The organism is Pseudomonas machongensis (assembly GCF_034961125.1).
GTDB classification, from domain to species: Bacteria; Pseudomonadota; Gammaproteobacteria; order Pseudomonadales; family Pseudomonadaceae; genus Aquipseudomonas; species Aquipseudomonas machongensis.
In genome coordinates, this window is sequence record NZ_JAYFUI010000059.1 from 1 (window position 1) to 23,284 (window position 23,284).

20 protein-coding genes and 1 pseudogene are annotated in these 23,284 nt (G+C 63.8%); 9 read left to right on the forward strand and 12 right to left on the reverse strand.

Annotation, left to right across the window (positions count from 1 at the left end):
- A partial coding sequence (locus VA602_RS04850) for a hypothetical protein (RefSeq protein WP_323452631.1) occupies window positions 1-188 on the forward strand: 188 nt, incomplete at its 5' end.
- Window positions 189-198: 10 nt separating this feature from the next.
- On the opposite strand, the gene VA602_RS04855 is transcribed toward VA602_RS04850, so the two are convergent.
- Window positions 199-1,476 carry an aminotransferase class III-fold pyridoxal phosphate-dependent enzyme gene (locus VA602_RS04855; protein WP_323452632.1) on the reverse strand — a complete coding sequence of 426 codons (1,278 nt, stop codon included), beginning with the start codon at window positions 1,474-1,476 and terminating at the stop codon, window positions 199-201.
- Between the two features lie 209 nt (window positions 1,477-1,685).
- Here VA602_RS04855 and VA602_RS04860 point away from each other — a divergent pair, with 209 nt between their 5' ends.
- Window positions 1,686-2,612: a LysR family transcriptional regulator gene (locus VA602_RS04860; protein ID WP_323452633.1), complete on the forward strand. Its 927-nt coding sequence runs from the start codon at window positions 1,686-1,688 to the stop codon at window positions 2,610-2,612.
- 265 nt (window positions 2,613-2,877) lie between these two features.
- Here VA602_RS04860 and VA602_RS04865 read toward each other — a convergent pair whose 3' ends face one another.
- From VA602_RS04865 to bioB, 9 genes are all read right to left on the reverse strand, one after another.
- Window positions 2,878-4,647, reverse strand: a complete 1,770-nt coding sequence (locus VA602_RS04865; RefSeq protein ID WP_063542352.1) for an acyl-CoA dehydrogenase C-terminal domain-containing protein — start codon at window positions 4,645-4,647, stop codon at window positions 2,878-2,880.
- 123 nt (window positions 4,648-4,770) lie between these two features.
- Window positions 4,771-6,054 (reverse strand): GGDEF domain-containing protein, encoded by a 1,284-nt coding sequence (locus VA602_RS04870; RefSeq protein WP_323452634.1) that lies wholly within the window; start codon window positions 6,052-6,054, stop codon window positions 4,771-4,773.
- A gap of 202 nt (window positions 6,055-6,256) precedes the next feature.
- A complete protein-coding gene (locus tag VA602_RS04875) occupies window positions 6,257-8,062 on the reverse strand; it encodes a phenylacyl-CoA dehydrogenase (protein WP_054892191.1) in 1,806 nt (601 codons plus the stop codon).
- A gap of 292 nt (window positions 8,063-8,354) precedes the next feature.
- Window positions 8,355-8,651, reverse strand: a complete 297-nt coding sequence (locus VA602_RS04880) for a pyrroloquinoline quinone biosynthesis protein PqqE (protein ID WP_323452635.1) — start codon at window positions 8,649-8,651, stop codon at window positions 8,355-8,357.
- A 142-nt stretch (window positions 8,652-8,793) separates the two neighbouring features.
- Window positions 8,794-9,474, reverse strand: coding sequence for a dethiobiotin synthase (bioD, locus tag VA602_RS04885; RefSeq protein WP_323452636.1), 681 nt, complete (start codon window positions 9,472-9,474; stop codon window positions 8,794-8,796).
- Window position 9,475: 1 nt separating this feature from the next.
- Window positions 9,476-10,294 (reverse strand): malonyl-ACP O-methyltransferase BioC, encoded by an 819-nt coding sequence (gene bioC, locus VA602_RS04890; protein ID WP_323452637.1) that lies wholly within the window; start codon window positions 10,292-10,294, stop codon window positions 9,476-9,478.
- Window positions 10,287-11,018, reverse strand: coding sequence for an alpha/beta fold hydrolase (locus tag VA602_RS04895; protein WP_323452638.1), 732 nt, complete (start codon window positions 11,016-11,018; stop codon window positions 10,287-10,289). Before VA602_RS04895 ends, bioC begins: the two co-directional genes overlap by 8 nt.
- Window positions 11,011-12,183 carry an 8-amino-7-oxononanoate synthase gene (bioF, locus tag VA602_RS04900; protein ID WP_323452639.1) on the reverse strand — a complete coding sequence of 391 codons (1,173 nt, stop codon included), beginning with the start codon at window positions 12,181-12,183 and terminating at the stop codon, window positions 11,011-11,013. Before bioF ends, VA602_RS04895 begins: the two co-directional genes overlap by 8 nt.
- Window positions 12,184-12,185: 2 nt before the next feature.
- Window positions 12,186-13,244, reverse strand: coding sequence for a biotin synthase BioB (bioB, locus tag VA602_RS04905; protein ID WP_153772414.1), 1,059 nt, complete (start codon window positions 13,242-13,244; stop codon window positions 12,186-12,188).
- Between the two features lie 89 nt (window positions 13,245-13,333).
- Between bioB and VA602_RS04910 the strand changes: the two genes are divergently transcribed.
- The 4 genes from VA602_RS04910 (at window position 13,334) to rarD (ending at window position 17,034) form a co-directional block, all read left to right on the forward strand.
- A complete protein-coding gene (locus VA602_RS04910; protein ID WP_323452640.1) occupies window positions 13,334-14,071 on the forward strand; it encodes a ComF family protein in 738 nt (245 codons plus the stop codon).
- Between the two features lie 55 nt (window positions 14,072-14,126).
- Entirely contained in the window at window positions 14,127-14,891 is a 765-nt protein-coding gene (locus VA602_RS04915; protein ID WP_323452641.1) for a TOBE domain-containing protein, read from the forward strand.
- A gap of 217 nt (window positions 14,892-15,108) precedes the next feature.
- Window positions 15,109-16,083: a serine/threonine protein kinase gene (locus VA602_RS04920; protein WP_125930945.1), complete on the forward strand. Its 975-nt coding sequence runs from the start codon at window positions 15,109-15,111 to the stop codon at window positions 16,081-16,083.
- Between the two features lie 63 nt (window positions 16,084-16,146).
- Window positions 16,147-17,034, forward strand: a complete 888-nt coding sequence (gene rarD, locus VA602_RS04925) for an EamA family transporter RarD (protein ID WP_323452642.1) — start codon at window positions 16,147-16,149, stop codon at window positions 17,032-17,034.
- Between the two features lie 215 nt (window positions 17,035-17,249).
- Here rarD and VA602_RS04930 read toward each other — a convergent pair whose 3' ends face one another.
- Entirely contained in the window at window positions 17,250-17,768 is a 519-nt protein-coding gene (locus VA602_RS04930) for a glycine cleavage system protein R (protein WP_112897161.1), read from the reverse strand.
- A gap of 435 nt (window positions 17,769-18,203) precedes the next feature.
- Between VA602_RS04930 and VA602_RS04935 the strand changes: the two genes are divergently transcribed.
- Window positions 18,204-20,381, forward strand: coding sequence for a malate synthase G (locus VA602_RS04935; RefSeq protein WP_323452643.1), 2,178 nt, complete (start codon window positions 18,204-18,206; stop codon window positions 20,379-20,381).
- A gap of 146 nt (window positions 20,382-20,527) precedes the next feature.
- Here the strand turns inward: VA602_RS04935 and VA602_RS04940 are convergent, their stop codons facing one another.
- Window positions 20,528-20,971, reverse strand: a complete 444-nt coding sequence (locus VA602_RS04940) for a response regulator (RefSeq protein ID WP_054892255.1) — start codon at window positions 20,969-20,971, stop codon at window positions 20,528-20,530.
- 216 nt (window positions 20,972-21,187) lie between these two features.
- On the opposite strand from VA602_RS04940, the gene VA602_RS04945 reads away from it, so the two are divergent.
- Complete coding sequence (locus tag VA602_RS04945; RefSeq protein WP_054892178.1) at window positions 21,188-23,125, forward strand: putative nucleotidyltransferase substrate binding domain-containing protein; 1,938 nt, start codon at window positions 21,188-21,190, stop codon at window positions 23,123-23,125.
- Window positions 23,122-23,284: pseudogene (locus tag VA602_RS04950) on the forward strand (3'-5' exonuclease); the annotation flags it as partial. The gene VA602_RS04945 and the pseudogene VA602_RS04950, both read left to right, overlap by 4 nt.

Here is a 23,284-nt window from a genome sequence, read left to right on the forward strand (position 1 = left end):
AAAGGCGGCAGAAGAATAGCGATGATGATACGAATGAAGTCCATGTGAAGCTCTCCTGGGATGGTTCTCAACACAGACTAGTGCGCTTCGCTCGAGGTTCCACACTGATATCACGTCTGAAAAAAAACGCCCCGGGCCAAATACAGCTGGCCAAGGGCGATGCGCAGGAACGCGAGACGGTTCGTTGAAATTCGGTGGTCAGGCCGTCGCTTCGCGGCGAACCTGTTGGTGGGAATGCAAGCGGGCGAAGGCACGGGATAACCGCTGCAGCATTTCGTCGATATTGCCCCGGCTAACGGTCAGCGCCGGCGAGAAGCGCACTACATCCGCTTGCGGGGCATTGAGCAGCAGGCCTTCGTGCAGTGCTGCCTCGACCAGTTCCTGGGCCAGCGCTTCACGCAACTGCAACGCCCATAACAAACCCTGGCCCCGCACCTCGCCCTGCCCGTAGCGCCCCGCCAGACGGCTAAGACCCTCGCGCAGGTGCCGGCCGCTGTCCTGCACCTTCTCGAGAAAACCCGGCGCCAGCACGGTATCCAGCACCGCCAGGCCCGCCGCGCTCATCAGGGCGTTGCCGTGGTGGCTGCCCTCGAGCTCGCCCGGCGCGGCGCAGCAGGCCCTACCGCGGGCCAGCAGGGCCGCCAACGGCACCCCACCGCCCAGGCCCTTGCCCAAGGTGAGGATGTCGGCACGCACGCCGTAGGTCTGTTCGGCCAGCAGCGCGCCACAACGGCCGATACCGGTCTGCACTTCGTCGAGAATCAACAGGATGCCCAGCTCGCGGCAGAGCTTTTCGACTCCCTGCAGGTATTCACGTGTCGCCGGAATCACGCCGGCTTCGCCCTGGATCGGCTCAAGCATGATCGCCACGGTGCGCGAGTCGACCTCGGCATGCAGCGCAGCCAGGTCGTTGAACGGCACCTTGCTGAAGCCTGGCAATCCCGGTTCGCAGCGGTTGCACGGCAGCGGGTCGGACGCCGACAGCGCGCCAAGGCTGCGGCCATGGCAGGCCTGGCTGGCCGTGATGATGTGATAGGCACCGCCGCGATGCAGCTGGCCCCATTTGCGAGCAAGCTTGATTGCGCCCTCGCAAGCCTCGGCGCCACTGTTGAGCAGGTACGCCTGGTCGCTGCCGGTGCTTTGGCACAAGCGCCCGGCCAACGCCAGCAGCGCCGAGCTGTGAAAGCCCGCGCCCGGATTGATCAGGGCCTGCGCCTGGCTGCCGAGGGCCCTGGCCAGCACTTCAGGGCTGTGCCCGAGGCTGTTGACCGCGCAGCCCTGGGTGAAGTCCAGGTACGCATGCCCCTGGTCGTCCCACAACCACGAACCCTGGCCCCGCACGAACACCTGAGGTGCGCGCTCGCGGCCAGGCATCAGCCACTCGCGGGACAACGGCGAGGGCCGCGCCTCATGCGTCGGGCTCTGCACGGGCCCGGCAACGGCCGCAGCCGAACGACGCAGCTTGAACAGGTTCATGATGACTCCAAGGCAATCACGGGGACGGCAAGGCGCCCCGGTCTTCGCCTGAGGTCGGATATTTTGCCTTGCCTATCAAAAGTGTTTCTCATCCGGGGCAACAATGAACCGGGCGGATCGCTTCAGCCCTCCGGAATACGGCGATAGACTAGGCGTACCGGCGCTTCGCGGCCATTTCGATTTTTCAGCTTTTTCGATAAGTATTTCTTATGGATTTTCGCCAACTGCGTTATTTCGTCGCGGTCTATGAAGAAGGTCATGTGGGGCGGGCTGCAGAGCGTCTGTCACTGTCGCAACCGGCACTGTCGCAACAGATTCGCCAGCTTGAGCACAGCCTTGACCTGAACCTGTTCGAGCGCAGCAACAAACGCCTGCTACCAACCCTCGCCGCGCACACCCTCTACAACCATGCATTGCCCCTGCTCGACGGGCTGCAGCGCGCCCAGGAAGCCATGCAGGGGTTCAAGGGCCAGTCCTTGCGTACCTTGGCCATCGGTGTGCTGCAGACCGTACGCCCGAGCCTGGTGCCGCGGCTGCTGGAGAAACTGCGCAAGGCCCAGCCACACCTGGTCGTGCAGATCTACGAACTGTCAGGGCTGGAAATCGAGCGGCGGCTACTCAATGGCAGCCTGGATATCGGCATCAGCTACCTGCCGCCACGTCAGCCTGGGCTGCACGGGCTGTTGTTGTACGAAGATGAACTGCAGCTTGTCATCCCCAATACGCATCCATTGAAAGACTTCAAGAAGGTCTCGATCAGACAAGCCGCCGAACTGCCGCTGCTGATGCTGGGGGAGGAATTTCAGATCCGGCAGATCTGGAAGGCCCAACTGGCCAACCTCGGGCGCAGGCCGCAGGTGCAGGCAGAGATGAACAACATGGGGGGGATTCTCGACAGCCTGGCCAATACCGCCCTGGCGACCATCCTTCCGGGGCGGGCCAAGGAAGCGGCCGAAGACGATCAGGCACTGCTGTGGAAACCCCTGAGCGAGCCGCGGGTCCCGCTCAAGGTGGGCCTGGTGTTTCGCGATGCCCAGCGCCAGCAGGCGTCGGTGGAATTGCTGCGCACCCTGCTTGAGGAGGAGAGCGATCCCCGCCAGGCTGGCGTGCCGACACGGGATGGGCGCGGCGCATAAAAACGCCAGGCAAAGAAAACCCCGCCGAGGCGGGGTTCTCCAGACTGTTTCCCTGACATCCTTATCGTCCCACCATCCTGGCGGGAAATCCTACGTGTCCCTGTTCTGTCCTTTGCGCTTCCTGCGCTCCGTCCATGTAAGAAAGATTAACCGTGGATCCAATCTTAGGAAAGAGGAGAAAAGTCACCACGTAATGTAGGAAAAAGCTTACAAGGCCGAGGTTTTCAGAACGTCCTGTTTGCACTCGAAAACCCCGGCCCCTCGATCAGAATTGCGCGGCATCCAGCAGGTACAACGATTCGCTGCCCGCCTTCACCGATGCCACCAACGAATCCAGCCTTGGCAGCAGGCGGGCGAAGTAGAAGCGCGCCGTCCCGAGCTTCGCACCATAGAAGGCCTCGTCGCCCTCGCCCACCTGCGCAGCACGGGCCATCAGTGCCCACATGTAGCCATAGGCCACGTAACCGAACGCATGCAGGTACTCGACCGAGGCGGCCCCAATTTCGTTGGGGTTGCCTTTCGCCTGCTCCAGCACCCACTCGGTCAAGCCGTCGAGCTGATCCAGCGCAGCACCCAGCGGCCGCGTGAACTCGTCGTCGGCAGCGCCGAGGAACTGGCGGATCTCGTCAGCGAACAGACGGTAGTACGCGCCGCCGCTGGCTACCACCTTGCGCCCCATCAGGTCCAGGGCCTGGATGCCATTGGTTCCCTCGTAGATCTGCGTGATGCGCACATCGCGCACCAACTGCTCCTGGCCCCATTCGCGAATGTAGCCGTGTCCACCGAACACCTGCTGGCCATGTACGGTGCACTCCAGGCCGAGGTCGGTGAGGAAGGCCTTGGCCACCGGCGTCAGCAAGGCCACCAGTTCCTCGCTGCGTTTGCGGGTAGCGGCGTCTTCGCTGAACTTGGCGCTGTCCAGTTGCATGGCGACATAGGTGGAAAACGCCCGACCGCCTTCGATCAACGCTTTCATGGTAAGCAGCATGCGGCGCACGTCGGGGTGGACGATGATCGGGTCGGCGACCTTGTCCTTGGCTTGCGGGCCCGTCGGTGCACGGCTCTGCAAGCGGTCGCGGGCGTATTCGACGGCATTCTGGTAGGAGCGCTCGGCCGACGCCAGGCCTTGGATACCGACACCCAGACGCTCGTAGTTCATCATGGTGAACATCGCCGCCAGGCCTTTGTTCGGCTCACCGACGATATAGCCGATTGCCTCGTCGAAGTTCATCACGCAGGTGGCCGAAGCCTGGATGCCCATCTTGTGTTCGATCGAGCCACAGGTGGCCGGGTTGCGCGCACCCAGGCTGCCATCGTCGTTGACCAGGAACTTGGGCACCAGGAACAGCGAGATGCCTTTCGGACCAGCCGGCGCGTCCGGCAGCTTGGCCAGCACGAGGTGGATGATGTTTTCGGTCAGGTCGTGCTCGCCACCGGTGATGAAGATCTTGGTGCCGCTGACCTTGTAGCTGCCGTCGGCCTGCGGCTCGGCCTTGGTGCGGATGATGCCCAGGTCGGTGCCGGCATGGGGCTCGGTGAGGCACATGGAGCCGGCCCAGACGCCGGCGTACATGTTCGGCAGATACTTTTCCTTCAACGCTTCGCTGGCGTGGGCGTTGATCGACAGGCAGGCACCTGCGGTGAGCATCGGATACAGCCCGAACGACAGGCTCGAAGCGTTGACCATTTCCTCGACCTGGGCCGAGATGGCCTTGGGCATGCCCATGCCACCAAACAGCGGATCCCCGCCGACACCGACCCAGCCGCCTTCGGCGTAGGTCTGGTAAGCCTCGATGAACCCGGCCGGGGTGCGGACCGCGCCGTTGTCCCAGTGGCAGCCTTCTTCATCCGCGGCGCGGCTCAGGGGCGCAATGCTCTTGCTGGTGACCTTGCCTGCCTCTTCCAGCACGGCCAGGGCAGTTTCGGCGTCGACAACCTCAGCCAGCCCCGGCAACTGGGACCAGAGATCGGCAACCTTGAAGACTTCATTGAGTACGAAGCGCATATCGCGCAGGGGCGCTTTATAGTCGGCCATGACAACCTCTCGCTAGCAGAGTCGGGGGCGGCCGCCATGGGCCGCACACTGGGTTGGAAGCAGTGTAACCGAACAACTTTTACGAGACATAGGGTCATCACGCGACCATATGGTCAACTATAGTCACGCCGTGCGAACTGCCCCGCGCCGTGCAGTTTGCCCCTGCTGCATGACGCAGTTACGACCCGCAGCCTTGGCGCTGTAGAGCGCCTGGTCAGCGGATTTGAGCACTTCTTCCGGGTTTCGGTGCTCCGGTAGGCGCTCGGCGACGCCGATACTGATGGTCACCGACACTGTGTTGCCCGCCGAACCTGCACGGCGCTGACGCCCGGTGGAATCATCCTGTGGGCGGCTGTTCTGGTCGCGTAGCTGGATGGCGTAGTTGGCGATCATCTCGCGCACCGCTTCCAGGTGCGGCAGGCATTCTTCGGCGGTCTGCCCGGCGAATACCAGGGCGAACTCCTCACCACCATAGCGATAGGCGCGCCCGCCCCCGGTCACCTTCGACAGGCGGCTGGCGACCAGGCGCAACACTTGGTCGCCGACATCGTGGCCATGGGTGTCATTGAATTTCTTGAAGTGATCCACGTCGGTCATGGCGATCACATAACTGCGGCCCAGGCGCTGCATGCGTTCGTTCAGCGCGCGGCGGCCAGGAAGGCCGGTCAGTTCGTCGCGAAACGCCATCTGGTACGCCTCGTGGGAGACGGCTGCGGCGATCATCAGCATCACCTGGCTGCACATGATGTTCAGGGTGAAGGGCAGGATGAACGTCTGCGGCAGCATCCAGAAGATCCCCACCAGGCCGGTGATCTGCGCGGCGTGCAACGGCCGGGGCTCGCGCAGGTACTGCACCACCAGCAGGATGAATACACCCAGGAATAATGGGTAGGCCAGCTGAATCAGGCTCATCCACTGCCCATGCAGCGACGGCCAGCGGATCTCTGCCAGCCACGTCAGCAACGTCTGTGGGTAACTCTGCTCCAGCGCCAGGGTCACGCTGCCAACCGCGAACAGCACGGCGAAGCGGGCAAGCATGTCCTGGGCCAGGTGGGTGCGTTCCTGCCAGGCGCCGAACAGGCCGAACAGTGCTGGCAGCAGCAGGCACACGAGGTGGAACACCACTGCAGCGTCTTCGCGGACCTTGCCATGATCGCGGTAGTAATCGGTCTGGGTATCGAGCAGGAAGTAGGCGATGTACACCGTGACCATCAGGAACAATTCGCGCTGGCGGCGGTACACCGCACAGTAGGCACCGCCGAGCAGCAGCACCAGGGTAGGTAATACGTTGAACAGGGACGTGAAGAACACGCTCAGGTCCCTGACATACGCCGCCGCAAGCCCCGACACCAGCAGCAGGATCGAAGGCAGAAAGTGGCTGGCGCGAACAGCGGATAGACGAAACAAGGGCAATCTCCGACCCGGCAGATCAATAATGGCATTGTGCCCCTACTTCATCGGCAGCGCACATGAATAGATGAATACAACGAAGGGTTTAACGGCAGGCGGGGGGCGAGTCTTGAGGTTTTCTCGTTACCGGATGCAACGAGAGCAGGCAAAAAAAACGCCTGCCGATAATGGCAGGCGTTTTTCCGTACAGCGTCGGGGGTCAGATCGACAGACCGAAGTCTTCTTCTTTCATCGCCATCAGGTTGTTGGCACCCGACAGGATGGCCGCCACATGCGTGCGAGTACGCGGCAGGATGCGCTGGAAGTAGAAGCGCGCGGTCTGCAGCTTGGCAGTGTAGAACGCCTCTTCAGCGGTGCCGGCCGCCAGCTTCTCGGCAGCCAGGCGGGCGATGTCGGCCCAGAAGTAGGCCAGGCACGCGTAGCCGGAGTACATCAGGTAGTCCACGGACGCGGCACCGACTTCCTCACGGTCTTTCATGGCGGCCATGCCGATCTTCATGGTCAGCTCGCCCCACTCCTTGTTCAGCGCAGCCAGCGGCTCGACGAATTCCTTGGTGGCTTCGTTGCCTTCCTGACCTTGGCAGAACTTGTGGACGATCTTGGTGAAGCCCTTGAGCGCCTCGCCCTGGGTCATCAGCACCTTGCGGCCCAACAGGTCGAGGGCCTGGATGCCGGTGGTGCCTTCGTACAGCATCGAGATGCGGCTGTCGCGCACGTTCTGCTCCATGCCCCACTCGGCAATGAAACCGTGGCCACCGTAGATCTGCACGCCATGGTTGGCGGCCTCGAAACCGACTTCGGTCATGAATGCCTTGGCGATCGGGGTCAGGAAAGCCAGCAGTGCATCGGCCTTCTTGCGCTCCTCCTCGTCCTGGCTGTACTTGACGATGTCCACCTGCTTGGCGGTGAAGTAAACCATTGCGCGATTGCCTTCGGCGAAGGCTTTCATGGTCAGCAGCATGCGGCGCACGTCCGGGTGGACGATGATCGGGTCAGCGGCCTTGTCCGGTGCTTTCGGGCCGGTCAGGGAGCGCATCTGCAGACGATCGCGGGCATATTTCAGGCCACCCTGGAAGGCCACTTCGGCGTGAGCCAGGCCTTGCAGTGCTGTCCCCAGGCGCGCGGTGTTCATGAAGGTGAACATGCAGTTCAGGCCCTTGTTGGCCGGGCCGATCAGGTAGCCGGTGGCCGCGTCGAAGTTCATCACGCAGGTGGCGTTACCATGGATGCCCATCTTGTGCTCGAGGGAACCGCAGCTCACGCCGTTGCGCTCGCCTACACCGCCTTCGGCGTTCGGCAGGAACTTGGGCACGATGAACAGCGAGATGCCCTTGGTGCCGGCCGGAGCATCGGGCAGGCGCGCCAGCACGATGTGGACGATGTTGTCGGCCATGTCGTGCTCACCGGCCGAGATGAAGATCTTGGTGCCGGATACCTTGTAGCTGCCGTCGGCCTGCGGCTCGGCCTTGGTGCGCAGCATGCCCAGGTCGGTGCCGCAGTGCGGCTCGGTCAGGCACATGGTGCCGGTCCATTCGCCGGACACCAGCTTGGTCAGGTAGGTTTCCTGTTGCTCGGGGGTCCCGTGCTCGGAGATGGTGTTCATCGCGCCGTGGGACAGGCCTGGGTACATGCCCCAGGACCAGTTCGACTCGCCGACCATCTCGCTCAGGGTCAGGCCCAGCGACTCTGGCAGGCCTTGGCCGCCGTGCTCGACGTCATGGGCCAGGCTCGGCCAGCCGCCTTCGACGAACTGCTTGTAGGCTTCCTTGAAGCCGGTCGGGGTCTTCACGCCCGACTCGCTCCAGGTGCAGCCTTCCAGGTCGCCGACACGGTTCAGCGGGGCCAGCACCTGCTCACAGAACTTGGCACCTTCCTCGAGGATCGCATCGACCATGTCCGGTGTAGCATCCTGGCAACCCGGCAGGCTCTGATAGTGCGCTTCATAGCCGAGCAGCTCGTCACGGACGAAGCGAATATCACGCAAGGGGGCTTTGTATTCAGGCATGGCGATGAACCTCTGGGCTGAGTTCGTTGGGGAGACCGCAGGTACCGACCAGCTCTTGGCGGCTTTCGGTCAAACAGTTGTTTGAAACTTACGTTTAGCTCAGGGCAATGTCAAGAAGGGACGATAGTGCCAATTCGGTCGCGAACGACGGCGTTTCTGCCAGCGCTTGATTCATCGGCCCAATGCGCCTGTGGGAGCGGGTTTACCCGCGAACAAACCAGGCACACTTGCGTGGCTTGGTTGATTCGCGGGTAAACCCGCTCCCACAGGTACTTGGCCGACGGTTATGCAGTCAGGCGTAGGTATCGATGAACCGACCGAGCATTTCGTCGGAGGCCTTGGCGACTTTCCCGCCCAGTTCGACTTCGTGCTTGCCCAGGGCGAGCTGCACGGTACTGGTGGCCAGGTCTTGCTGCTGGCTGCGGTCTACACCCCGCAGGCGCTCGGCCTGATAGCTGGTGGACTGGCTGGCGCCTGCACGCTCGACGCCATTGCTGGCGATCTGGCTGGCGGCCTGGTCGACGCGGTTCTGCCCGTTCTGGATGGCGCCGAGGCCTGCGTAGAAAGCAGAGCTGCCGGTGATTTCCATATCAGGACTCCACAAGACTGGGTGAGGGAAGAGAGCTCAATTAAAACAGCCCGCAAGGAAAATTACCCGTTTAAATCCTTAATGGCCCAGTGCCAGCTAATAGAATCAGGGCATTTTTCGTAACCGGATGTTCACCACGCGGTCATTCAAGCAAGTCCAGGTCCAGATGCCCGGCCACCGCCTCGGCTCCGGCAGGCTTCAACCACGGCACCCGCCCCAGGCATGGCGCCGGTAGACGCTCGGCGAGGCTTGCCAGGTTCTCCTCAAGCCGCGAAGTCCGTGGATCGACGATATTGGCCACCCACCCCGCCAGTTGCAGCCCATCGCGGGCGATGGCCTCGGCACTGAGCAGTGCATGATTGATGCAACCCAGGCGCACCCCTACCACCAGGATCACCGGCAGCTTCAAGGCAACCGCCAGGTCGGACAGGTTGGCATGATCGGACAACGGCACCCGCCAGCCACCCGCCCCCTCGATCAGGGTGAAGTCGGCGCCGTGCGCCAGTATCTGCTGCATGGCGTCACGCAGTGTCGGCACGCTCAATGCCACGCCGGCCTCTCGCGCGGCCACATGCGGGGCGATGGCCGGTTCGAAGGCGAAGGGATTGACCTGCTCATAGGGCAGCTTGATCGAGCTTTCGTCGATCAGCGCCAGCGCATCACTGTTGCGCAGCCCCTTGGGGCTGACCGTGCATCCGGACGCCACAGGCTTGGCAGCCAGCGTGCTACGCCCAAGGTTATGTGCTGCACGCAACAGCCCGGTGGCGATGGTGGTCTTGCCGACATCGGTGTCGGTACCGGCGATGAAATAGGCCTGGCTCATGTCACTCCTCTTCGCCTCTGCGCAACACCCCATAGACCACCTGATAGGTGGCAGGCAGACCTTGGTCGTCACGGAACTGCTCATAGGCCTGCAGCAGCCCCTGCATGCGTGCACGCCCGGTCAGGCCCGACGGGCGCCCGGGATTCAGGTTGTGCGCACCCAGCGCCTTGAGTTCGTGGGTCAGGCTGCGCACATCCGGGTAGTGCAGTACGTGGGGCAGGCGCTCCAGCCCGAGCAGGGTCAGGCCGCTGTCGGCGCACAGGCGCTGGTAATCCTCGAAACCCCGGAAACGATTGACATGCACCAGCCCATCCACTGCCTGCCAGCTGGCACGCAACTCCTCCAGCGTGCCGACACACAGGCTGCTGAACGCCAGCACTCCGCCCGGTCGCAACACGCGCCGGGCTTCGGCCAGCACGCTGGAGAACTGGTCGCACCATTGCACTGCCAGGCTGGAGAACACCAGGTCGAAGGCACCATCGCGCAGCGGCAGGCGCTCGGCATCACCGGCCACATGATGATGCGCCCCACCCTGCTCGCGGGCATGGCTCAACATGCCTTCGGCGATGTCCACCGCCACGCCATGGGCAGCCTCGAAGCGCGCAGCCAGGGCGCGACTGAAATGGCCTGTGCCGCTGCCCAGGTCGAGCCAGCGGGTCGGCGCCATCGACGCCGGCAAGCGCGCGAGCAAAGCGTCACCCACCGCGCGCTGCAGGGCTGCGACGCTGTCATAGCTGGCCGCCGCGCGGGAGAACGAGGCCGCCACCTGGCGCTTGTCCGGCAGGGCGCCGGGCAGGATCGGGCGGGAAAGATCAGTCATCACCACTCTCATGCAAGAAACTCTTGATACCCGCCGCCAGCTCCTGTGGGTACTCCAGCAGGAACGCGTGGGAACTGTCTTCGACCAGGCCGACTTCAACATCCGGCAGCAGCTCGCTGAGGGCCTTGGCCGCATCCGCCGGCACCAGTGCATCGCTGCCAGCGAACAGGTGCAACTGTGGGCCGCCGTACTGCTCGAGCGCCTGGCGGGTATCCAGCTTGGCCAGCACCTGCAGGCCGGTGGCCAGGTACAAGGGATCGGTGTCCGGCACGCCTACGCCGAGCTGGCGCAGCAAGGTGCGGGGTTGCTGCGCGCCGTCGCTGCACAACGTGCGAAATCGCTTGAGGGTGACCTGGGTGTGGCTGCGACAACCATCGAGAAAGGTGCCGAAAGTGTCTTCTGCCATGCCGTGGGGCCAGTCGGGGCGGGCCACGAAACTCGGATTGCTGGCCAGCGTCAGCAGGCCGCAGCAATGGTCGCCACGCTTGTGCGCCAAGGCGCTGGCAAGCATGCCGCCCAACGACCAGCCACCCAGCCAGACATCCGTCGGCAGCTTGCGGTCGAGGTGATCAACCCAGGCCTGGACGTCAGCATCAGGCAGCTCCGGCAACGCTGCCAGGTCGACCTGCAGGCGTGGATCCTGCGCCCGCAGGCTGGCAGCCAGGGGTTCCAGTGAAGCGGTGCCCAGCCCCCAGCCGGGCAAAAGGATCAGTCGGTTACGCATCGGCGGACTCCAGCTGTGCATGACACTCGGCCAATGCATTCAACAATAGCTGGACCTGCGCCTCGCTGTGCGCGGCGCTCAAGGTTACGCGCAGGCGCGCACTGCCGACCGGTACGGTTGGTGGGCGGATCGCGGTGACCAGCAGACCCCGCGCGCGCAGCATCTTCGACAGCGTCAATGCCCGCGCCGCATCGCCGACCAGGATCGGCTGGATCGCGGTCGGGCTGTCCATCAACGCCAGGCCGATCTGCTGCGCGCCCTGGCGGAACTGGCGGATCAATGCGCCAAGGTGCTCGCGCCGCCAGCGTTCGTCACGCAGCAGTTGCAGGCTTTTCAGCGTTGCACAGGCCAGTGCCGGCGGCTGACTGGTGGTGTAGATATAAGGACGGGCGAACTGCACCAGCGCCTCGATCAGGTCATCGCTGCCCGCGACGAACGCGCCGGCAGTACCGCAGGCCTTGCCGAGCGTGCCGATCAGCACCGGCACCTGATCGATGCCCAACCCGAAGTGCTCGACGATACCGCCACCATTGGCGCCCAGCGTGCCGAAACCATGGGCATCGTCGACCATCAGCCAGGCGCCGTGTGGACGCGCCACCGTCGCCAGGGCGGGCAGGTCGGCAAGATCACCGTCCATGCTGAACACGCCATCGGTGACCACCAGCGTGTCACCGACCGCTTTATCCAGGCGACTCGCCAGGCTGGCCGGATCGTTGTGCAGGTAGCGGCTGAAGCGGGCGCCGCTGAGCAGCCCGCCGTCGAGCAACGAGGCATGGTTGAGACGATCCTGCAGCACCGTATCGCCCTGCCCCACCAGCGCGGTGATGGCGCCGAGGTTGGCCATGTAGCCGGTGGTGAACAGCAGCGCACGCGGGCGTCCGGTCAACTCGGCGATGGCCTCTTCGACCTCGTGGTGCGCAGTACTGTGGCCGACCACCAGGTGCGAGGCACCGCCACCGACACCCCAGCGCTCGGCACCGGCACGCCAGGCGGCGATCACTTCCGGGTGATTGGCCAGCCCGAGATAGTCGTTGCTGCAGAACGCCAGCAGACGCTGCCCGTCGACCACCACCTCCGGGCCTTGCGGGCTTTGCAACAGGGGGCGGCGCCGATACAGGTCCGCGGCGCGCCGTTCGGCCAGGCGCGCCGCCAGATCGAAGGCCATGATCAGACCGAAGCGGCGTCGTAGAACATTTCGCTGCTGCGCTGCTCGACCAGCGCCTGCTCGATGGCCGCCTGGTGCACTTCGTCGGCGTGCTCCTCACGCTCTTCGGGCTTGATGCCCAGACGCGCGAACAGCTGCATGTCCTTGTCTGCCTGCGGGTTGGCGGTGGTCAGCAGTTTCTCGCCGTAGAAGATCGAGTTGGCGCCAGCCATGAAGGCCAGGGCCTGCATCTGCTCGTTCATCTGTTCACGACCAGCAGACAGGCGCACGTGCGACTTGGGCATGAGGATCCGCGCGACCGCGAGCATGCGGATGAAATCGAACGGATCGACGTCTTCTGCGTTGGCCAGCGGCGTACCGGCAACCTTCACCAGCATGTTGATCGGCACCGACTCCGGGTGCTCGGGCAGGTTGGCGAGCTGGATCAGCAGGCCTGCGCGGTCGTCCAGCGACTCGCCCATGCCGAGAATGCCGCCGGAGCAGATCTTCATCCCGGCATCGCGTACGTAGGCAAGGGTCTGCAGGCGCTCGCTGTAGGTGCGGGTGGTGATGATGCTGGTGTAGAAGTCCGGCGAGGTATCGAGGTTGTGGTTGTAGTAGTCCAGACCCGCCTGGGCGAGTGCCTGGGTCTGGTCCTGATCGAGCTTGCCGAGGGTCATGCAGGTTTCCAGGCCCATGGCCTTGACCCCTTTGACCATCTCCAGCACGTAGGGCATATCCTTGGCGGAGGGGTGCTTCCAGGCGGCGCCCATGCAGAAGCGAGTCGAGCCGATGGCCTTGGCCCGGGCAGCCTCTTCCAGCACCTTCTGCACTTCCATCAACTTCTGTTTTTCCAGCCCGGTGTTGTAGTGGCCGGACTGCGGACAATATTTGCAATCTTCGGGGCAGGCACCGGTCTTGATCGACAGCAGCGTCGAGACCTGCACGCGGTTCGGGTCGAAGTGCGCGCGATGCACGGTCTGCGCCTGGAACAACAGGTCGTTGAATGGCTGCTCGAACAGCGCCCTGACCTCGGCCAGGGACCAGTCGTGACGTGTTGTTGCATTTGTGCTGGCGCTCATCGGCGTTTCCTTATCTAGGCTCTGACAGGCGCCGGGACAGGAAAGCCCGCCAGCGCTTCACGGATAGCTCGCATAGTCAGGGAAGGCCCATGCACTGTCAACCAAACATAAAAACACTGGTTTACAACTGGCTAAATATTAAACAGACCTGTTTGCTCTGCGATGAGCCTGCGCAACAGGCATACCCCTTGTGCCCGGCCTGCGAGCATGAGTTGCCGTGGCTCGACGACCAGTGCACGCGCTGTGCGCTGCCCTTGCCGATGCGGGCATTGACCTGTGGCCAGTGCAGCCGCAGGCCACCGCCGTTCGAACGGGTCATTGCGCCGTGGCATTACGGGTATCCGCTGGACGCTGCGATCAGCCGCTTCAAGCACCGCAGCCAGTGGCCGTTGGGGCGGTTGCTAGCAGATCTGTTGGCGCAGGCCCTGCAGCACCGCTATGACGAAGGCCTGACAAAACCCGACCAGCTGTTGCCCGTGCCACTGGCTGCACGTCGACTGCGCCAACGCGGCTTCAACCAGGCCGCCATGCTCGCACGCTGGCTGTCGAGCCAGTTGCACATCCCCTGCGACGAGCGCGTGCTGCTGCGCCCACGGGACACCGCGGCGCAGCAGACTCTCGACGCCAAAGCGCGCTGGCGCAACTTGCGCCAGGCCTTCACCGTCGCACCGCACGCCACGCTCGACGGGCGCCATGTGGCCCTGGTCGACGACGTGCTGACCACCGGTGCCACTGCCCGAGCGCTGGCGAGCCTGCTGCGCAAGGCCGGGGCGCGCCGGGTCGATGTGTATTGCCTGGCACGCACGCCCAGGCCTGGGCAGGGTTGACTAGACTCGGTCTCGAAGGCACTTTCGCCGCATCACACCGCCGGTAACCTGCCCAATGTCCTTGCCCACCCTGCTTGCCCAGCACATCTTCCGTCGTCCGCAGCGCATCGCCCTGCTGCAGCACATCGCTGAACAAGGCTCGATCACCCGCGCCGCCAAGGCGGCAGGGATCAGCTACAAGAGCGCCTGGGATGCCATCGACGAGCTCAACAACCTCGCCGCGCAGCCGTTGGTCGAGCGCAGTGCCGGCGGGCGTGGCGGTGGCGGTGCCAAGCTGTCGACGGAGGGCGCAAGGGTCTTGCGCCTGTATCAGCGCATCCAAGCGTTGCAGAGCGAAATCCTCGAATCCACCGAAGAACACAGCGACCTCGACCTGCTCGGCCGCCTGATGCTGCGCACCAGCGCTCGCAATCAGTTGCGCGGGCAGATCAGCGGGCTGCGCCGCGAGGGGCGTTACGACAGGGTCAGCCTGGCACTGGGCAGCGGGCTGGAAATCGATGCGCTGATCACACCGGACAGTACCGAACGGCTGGAGCTGGCGCTGGGAAGCACGGTGGTGGCCCTGCTCAAGGCCGGATGGGTGAAAGTGCTGGCTGACGGTGATCAGCCGGACGCCGAGAGCAATTGCCTGCACGCCCAGGTAGAAGAAGTACTGGCCAATGAAGGCGGCAGCAGTGAAATGCGGCTGGCGCTGGAGAACGGACAGACGCTGTGCGCCTTTGCCGAACCGCAATGGCTGCAGCAGCAGGCAGTCGCGGCAGGCAGCAAGGTGCGAGCGCAGTTTCATCCTTCGTTCGTGCTGCTGGGGGTGCCGGTGTAGCGCAATGCGTTAGAGCGGGCTCACACCGCGATCACCCGAAGCGGCTACCTGGCAGGCGACGTGATGGGCCTGGAGCATTGTAGTGGCTGGTTGACGGCTGCTTCGCGCCCAATCGCGGGACGAGCCCGCTCCCACAGGAATGCTGGGAGCTTTGGCACCTGAAGCCGCCATGGAATGCGTTACCATGCCGCGCATGCATTCCCCTGCCGGAGCTCCCATGTCCCACCCCTTCGATACCCTCACCCCCGACCTGGTCCTGGACGCTGTCGAAAGCCTGGGCTTTCTCAGCGATGCCCGGGTGCTGGCGCTCAACAGTTATGAGAACCGCGTCTATCAGGTGGGTATCGAAGGTGAACAACCGCTGATCGCCAAGTTCTACCGCCCCGGGCGCTGGAGCGATGCAGCCATCCTCGAGGAACACAGCTTCAGCTTCGAACTGGCCGAGCACGAGGTGCCGGTCGTCGCCCCGCTTCAGCATGAAGGTCGCAGCCTGTTCGAGCACCAGGGCTTTCGCTTCACCTTGTTCCCCCGCCGCGGCGGCCATGCGCCCGAACCTGGCAACCTCGATCAGCTGTATCGCCTGGGGCAATTGCTCGGACGCCTGCATGCCGTCGGCGCCACGCGCCCCTTCGAGCATCGCGAAACGCTGGCTGTGGACAACTTTGGCCATGCCTCGCTCAAGACCCTGCTCGACGGCGACTTCGTCCCGCGCGAGTTGCTGCCGGCGTTCGAATCCGTGGCCCGCGACCTGCTCAAGCGGGTCGAGGATATCTACCAACGCACGCCCTTCGAGGCGATCCGCCTGCATGGCGACTGTCACGCTGGCAACCTGATGCACCGCGACGACGTCTACCACGTCGTCGATCTCGACGACTGCCGCATGGGGCCGGCAGTGCAGGACCTGTGGATGATGCTGGCCGGCAGCCGCGAAGAGCGCCTGACGCAGTTGGCCGAACTGATCGACGGATACAACGAGTTCCACGATTTCGACCCGCGCCAACTGGCGCTGATCGAGCCGCTGCGCGCCTTGCGCCAGTTGCATCACAGCGCCTGGCTGGCACGGCGCTGGGACGACCCCGCGTTCCCGCGCAGCTTCCCTTGGTTCGGCCAGCCGCGTTACTGGGGCGACCAGATCCTGGCCCTGCGCGAGCAGATGGCCGCACTGGATGAAGCGCCACTCAAATTGTTCTAGTTGCAGGGCGCCAGCTGTCTACAATAGGCGCCGCGATATCAGCTGCCAAAGCAAGGAATCTGCATGCACGCCGCAAACCCGCAGCGCGGGTACATCCTGGGCCTCAGCGCCTACATCATCTGGGGGCTGTTCCCCCTCTACTTCAAAGCCATCCAGAGCGTCCCGGCGGTGGAGATCATCGTCCACCGGGTGCTCTGGTCGGCACTGTTCGGCTCGTTGCTGCTACTGGTGTGGAAGCACCCAGGCTGGTGGCGCGAGCTGCGCGACAACCCGCGGCGCCTGGCGATTCTGGCCCTGAGCGGCACACTGATCGCAGGCAACTGGCTGACCTACGTGTGGGCCGTGAACAACGGTCGCATGCTCGAGGCCAGCCTGGGTTACTACATCAACCCACTGGTCAACGTGCTGCTGGGCATGCTTCTGCTGGGCGAACGCCTGCGCCGCCTGCAATGGCTGGCGGTCGGGTTGGCCGCAGCGGGGGTGGCGCAACAGGTGTGGCAGGTCGGTGGCCTGCCCTGGGTATCGCTGGGGCTGGCGCTGTCGTTCGGTTTCTATGGCCTGATCCGCAAGCAGGCGCCGGTGGCGGCGCTGCCGGGGTTGGTGGTGGAGACCTGGATGCTGGTGCCGTTGGCACTGGGCTGGCTGCTGCTGCACCCGCAAGCCAACAGCGCCAACCTCGCGTTCTTCAGCAGCAGCGAAGCGTTGTGGTTGATGGCTGCGGGGCCGGTCACGCTGGTGCCGCTGGTGTGCTTCAACGCCGCCGCGCGCCACCTGCCCTACACCACCCTGGGCTTCCTGCAATACCTGGCGCCGACCCTGGTGCTGTTGCAGGCGGTGCTGCTGTTCGACGAGCACCTGTCCTCGAGTACCCTGATCGCCTTCATGTTCATCTGGGCTGGCCTGGCGATCTACAGCGTCGATGCCTGGCTGAGCCTGCGCAAACGCGCCTGATCAAAAAACAGTCAAACTTCTACAGGCCACGTATCACGTGGCCTGTGGCAAGGTCTCCAGAGGTTATCCACACCCTGATCCCCGCGCTTTGTGCACAAGCCCCTGAAATATGGACATTTTTTGCACAATCCGCTGCAGCCCGCGATCTATCGGGGCTGGCCTGGAGTACCCTCAGGTTATCCACAGGGGCTTCCCCGTTAAATCGGGATAACCCGCTATTCCTCCGGCCTGAGCTTCAACTCCACCATCAGGTCATCGGCGAGGCTTTCGAGCTTCTGCTGCAGGTCATCCAGCGACAAGGTCAGCGGCAATGCCAGTAAGGCATCGGCGTGGAACAGTGGCTCGCTGCTCATCGGTGCCGGGCGTACTTCGGTGCTCAAGCGCTCGAGGTTGACCCCCTGCTCCGCCAGCAACCGGGTGATATCACGAACGATCCCGGGGCGGTCATTGCCCACCAGCTCCATCGCGATCGGTTTCCAGGTGCAGGACGGTTCGATGCCGCTCTCGGCAATCAGCACGCGGATCCCATGGTCGCCCAGCTTCTGCAGTGACTCGACCAGCTCGTCATAGTTTTCCGCCGGCACCGCCACCCGCAGGATCCCGGCGAACTGCCCGGCCATGCGCGACATGCGGCTTTCCAGCCAGTTACCGCTGTGATCGGAGATGCACTGGGCGATGCGTTCGACCTGTCCGGCCTTGTCAGGGGCGATCACGGTGAGTACAAGATGATCCACGGGCCACTCCTCTACCTGCTCTTACAAGGGCATCGAATCAGTATAGGCAAGGCGCGGCAACCTGCCGCAGGGCAGACCGAGCAACAAATCGTGTACCGTTTAGAGATTTATCTGGAACAATCCACACGTTTTTTGCGAACATACTGTCTCCCAGCGTGACCCCATGCGACCAACGGGTCGCACAACGACGCTTTTAGTCTGATGTTCACTCGCCTACTGCATCATGTAGTATGCGCCAGCGCGGACTACAAAACGTCGTTTGGATGTCTGCCAAGGCGCCTGTGAAAATACGCGAATCGCCCGCCAGCCTGTCTGGCAGGCCGCACCCAGCCGCGCTCGGGCTGCATGACGAGGGCATGTACTGGCCGCGTGTTTAGAGAAGCGCTACAGGCTTAATACAGAAGAGCGAAATAGCTGAGCAGAGTGAGGCAAGCAATGACTGGATACGTTCAAGTCGGTGGCCTTCAGGTCGCCAAGGTCCTGTACGACTTCGTCAACGACGAAGCCATTGCGGGGACCGGCATCGTCGCCGAGCAGTTCTGGGCCGGTGCAGAGAAGATCATCAACGACCTCGCTCCAAAGAACAAAGCCCTGCTCGCCAAGCGCGACGAGCTGCAAGCCAAGATCGATGCCTGGCACCAGGCACGCCAGGGTCAGGCCCACGACGCCGCGACCTACAAAGCATTCCTCCAGGAAATCGGCTACCTGCTGCCACAAGCCGACGATTTCCAGGCCACCACGCAAAACGTCGACGAAGAAATCGCCCACATGGCCGGCCCGCAGCTGGTGGTGCCGGTGATGAACGCGCGCTTCGCCCTGAACGCCGCCAACGCCCGCTGGGGTTCGCTGTATGACGCACTGTATGGCACCGACGCCATCAGCGAAGAAGGCGGCGCCGAAAAAGGCCAAGGCTACAACAAGGTACGCGGCGACAAGGTCATCGCCTTCGCCCGCGCCTTCCTCGATGAGGCCGCGCCCCTGGCTGCCGGCTCCCATGTCGACTCCACCGGCTATCGCATCGACGCCGGCAAGCTGGTCGTCGCCCTCAAGGGCGGCAGCAACAGCGGCCTGCGCGACGACGCCCAGCTGATTGGTTTCCGTGGCGACGCCGCAGCGCCGACGGCCGTGCTGCTCAAGCACAATGGCCTGCACTTCGAGATCCAGGTCGACGCCAGCACCCCGGTCGGCAGCACCGACGCCGCCGGCGTGAAAGACATCCTGATGGAATCGGCACTGACCACCATCATGGACTGCGAAGACTCTGTCGCCGCCGTCGATGCCGACGACAAGGTCGTCGTCTACCGCAACTGGCTGGGCCTGATGAAGGGCGACCTGGCCGAAAGCGTGACCAAGGGTGGCAAGACCTTCACCCGCACCATGAACCCCGACCGCGAGTACGCAGCGCCCAATGGTGGCAGCGTGACCCTGCACGGTCGTTCGTTGCTGTTCGTGCGTAACGTCGGTCACCTGATGACCAACCCGGCGATCCTCGATGCCCAGGGCAACGAAATTCCCGAAGGTATCCAGGACGCCCTGTTCACCAACCTCATCGCGCTGCACAACCTCAACGGCAACACCAGCCGCAAGAACACCCGTAGCGGCAGCGTGTACATCGTCAAGCCGAAGATGCACGGCCCTGAGGAAGTGGCGTTCGCCGCCGAGATCTTCAGCCGCGTCGAAGACCTGCTGGGCATGCCGCGCAACACCGTCAAAGTGGGCATCATGGACGAGGAGCGCCGCACCACGGTCAACCTCAAGGCCTGCATCAAGTCGGCAGCCGAGCGCGTGGTGTTCATCAACACCGGTTTCCTCGACCGCACTGGCGATGAGATCCACACCTCGATGGAAGCCGGCGCCATGGTGCGCAAGGGCGCCATGAAGAGCGAGAAATGGATCGGCGCGTACGAAAACAACAACGTCGACATCGGCCTGGCGACTGGCCTGCAAGGCCGCGCCCAGATCGGCAAGGGCATGTGGGCCATGCCTGACCTGATGGCGGCGATGCTCGAACAGAAGATCGCCCACCCGCTGTCCGGCGCCAACACCGCCTGGGTCCCTTCGCCGACCGCCGCGACCCTGCACGCGCTGCACTACCACAAGGTCGACGTCCAGGCGCGCCAGCGCGAGCTGGCCTCGCGCACCCCGGCCTCGGTGGACGACATCCTGACCATTCCGCTGGCGGCCAACACCCACTGGTCTGCCGACGAGATCCGCAACGAGCTGGACAACAACGCCCAGGGCATCCTCGGCTACGTCGTACGCTGGATCGACCACGGTGTGGGCTGCTCGAAGGTGCCGGACATCAATAACGTCGGGCTGATGGAAGACCGCGCCACCCTGCGCATTTCCGCCCAGCTGCTGGCCAACTGGCTGCGTCATGGCGTCGTCACCCAGGAGCAGGTGCTGGAAAGCCTCAAGCGCATGGCAGCGGTGGTCGACAAGCAGAACGCCGGCGACGCCCAGTACCGCCCGATGGCGCCGAACTTCGATGACAACATCGCGTTCCAGGCCGCGGTCGAGCTGGTCGTCGAAGGTGCGAAGCAGCCGAACGGCTATACCGAGCCGGTACTGCATCGCCGCCGTCGCGAGTTCAAGGCGCGTAACGGGCTGTAAGTTAGATCTACGACGGGGGTCGCTTCGCGGCCCAATCGCGGCACAAGGCCGCTCCCACAGGTACAGTGCACGGTTCGAAGCTTGCGCCGTACCTGTGGGAGCGGCCTTGTGCCGCGATTGGGCTGCGAAGCAGCCCTAGTCCTGCATTACTCGATCTTCAATTCTCTTTTCACCAGCCCCAGCAATTTCCCCAGATCCACCGGTTTAAGCAGAAAATCCACCACCCCCAGGTGCATCACGTCCACCGCCTCCTTCACATCGGTGTCACCCGACACCACGATGATCGACAACGCCGCCCGCTCCGACTCGCGAATCTGCCGAATCAGCTCCAGGCCATCCTTGGGCTCCATGCGCAGATCGGTGATCATCAGCGCGATGCGCGGTTCGTAGTGCAGCTTGAACATCGCCTCCTGCGCACCATCGGCCATCATGCAGTCGATGCCACGGCTTTTCAGGTACAGGCTCAGGGCCTCGCTGTTCACCGGGTTGTCGTCCACCACCAGCACTACCGGCCTGGGCGCCACTGGCGCGCTCACCACGGCCAACGCCTCGCGCTCGGCGTCACTCAGTATTTCGTCATGCTCAGCCATGGTCATCTCGTCAAAAAAATCTCGTGCTAGGTTTAGGACCGCGAAAACCGGCGTAGCCTACCCACCTTTCGTCGGATCCTTGACAGCGACTCTCACCGATAGACTTACGTCCAATGGGCATCCACGGGCAGCCAGCCGACCATGGAGGCCGAAAATAACAAAGCCGATACCTATAGATAGATATATATAGTTCGGCGTAGCGATACGGTCAGCTTCATGAGCAAAAAGGACGCCTACACCCAGGCCGGCAGGACAGCGGTGCTGCAGAACATCCAAGGTACGCTGCAGTTTCTGCAGCGCTTCCCGCCGTTCAACCAGATGGAACAGGGTCACCTCGCGTATCTGGTCGAGCAGTGCCAACTGCGCTTCTATGCCAGCGGCGAAAGCATCATCAAGCCCGCCGACGGGCCCGTGGAACACTTCTACATCGTCAAGCAGGGCCGGGTGGTGGGCGAACGCCAACATGTCACCGGCCCCGGTGTGGAAACCACCTTCGAGATCGCCAGCGGCGAATGCTTCCCCCTGGCCGCACTGCTTGGCGAACGGGCCACGCGCACCGAACACCTGGCCGGCGAAGACACCTTCTGCCTGCAACTGAACAAGGCGGCGTTCATCCGCGTGTTCTCGTTGTCCGGCGTATTTCGCGACTTCGCCCTGCGCGGCGTCAGCAGCCTGCTCGACCAGGTCAACCAGCAGGTGCGCCAGCGCGCCGTGGAAACCCTGGGCACGCAGTATTCGCTCAATACACCGCTGGGCGAGCTGGCCATGCGTCATCCGGTGGTGTGCACGCCCGACACGCCGCTGCGCGACGCCGTACGGTCGATGCACGAACAACAGGTGGGGAGCATTGCCATCGTCGATGAGCAGCGCTTCCCCATCGGTATCTTCACCCTGCGCGACCTGCGTCAGGTGGTCGCCGACGCCAGCGCCGAGCTCAGCGCACCGATCGACCGGCACATGACCGTCGCACCGTTCTACCTCAGCCCCCAGGCCAGCGCCTTCGATGCCGCCATGGCGATGACCGAACGGCATATCGCGCATGTCTGCCTGGTGGACAACGGTCGCCTGTGCGGGGTGGTATCCGAGCGCGACCTGTTCTCCCTCCAGCGGGTCGACCTGGTGCATCTGGCACGCACCATCCGTCACGCGCCGCGCCTGGAAGTGCTGGTGGCATTGCGCGGCGAGATCGGCCAACTGGTCGAGCGCATGCTCGCCCATGGTGCTTCCTCGACGCAGATCACCCAGATCATCACCTTGCTCAACGACCATACCGTTTGCCGGGTGATCGAGCTGGCGCTGGCCGAACGCGGCGACCCCGGCGTGGCGTTCAGCTGGCTGTGCTTCGGCAGCGAGGGACGCCGCGAGCAGACCCTGCATACCGACCAGGACAATGGCATTCTCTTCGAGGCCCGCGACAGCGCCGAAGCCGACGCCATTCGCGCACGCCTGTTGCCACTGGCGCAGTACATCAACCACAACCTGGCCCAGTGTGGCTTCACCCTGTGCAAGGGCAATGTCATGGCCGGCAACCCCGAGCTATGCCTGTCGCGTGCCGAATGGGCGCGGCGCTTTGCCGGTTTCATCCGCGAAGCCAGCCCGGAAAACCTGCTGGGTTCGAGCATCTACTTCGACCTGCGCGTGGTCTGGGGCGATGAGCAAGGCTGCGAAGTGCTTCGCCAGGGCATCCTCGCCCAGGTTGCCGACAACCGTATCTTCCAGCGCATGATGGCTGACAACGCCCTGCGCCAACGCCCGCCGGTCGGGCGTCTGCGCGAGTTCGTGCTGACCCGTCAGGGCAACGACAAGGCCGCCACCCTCGACCTCAAGGTCCAGGGCCTGACACCCTTCGTCGATGGCGCCCGCCTGCTCGCCCTGGCCAACGGCATCGGTGCCAACAACACACTGGAACGCTTGCGCCAGCTGGTGGCCAAGGGCGTCATCGATGCCCTCGATGGCGCCGCCTTCGAAGAGGCCTATCACTTCATCCAGCAGACCCGCATGCAACAGCACCAGCGCCAGAGTCGCGATAACCTGGCCTACTCCAACCGCGTCGACCCGGACAGCCTCAACCATCTGGACCGCCGCATCCTGCGTGAATCGCTGCGCCAGGCCCAGCGCCTGCAAAGCAGCCTGGCGCAGCGGTACCAGCTATGAAGCTGTTCGCCTGGCTACGCTCCAGCGCACCGGCGCTCGACGATGAACTGCGCCAGCGCCTGGCCGCGCTGCCAGGCCCGGCAGCGTACGGCGTGCAGCCTCTGCGCGAGCAGCGCTGGGTTGTACTGGACCTCGAAACCAGCGGTCTGAACCTCAACC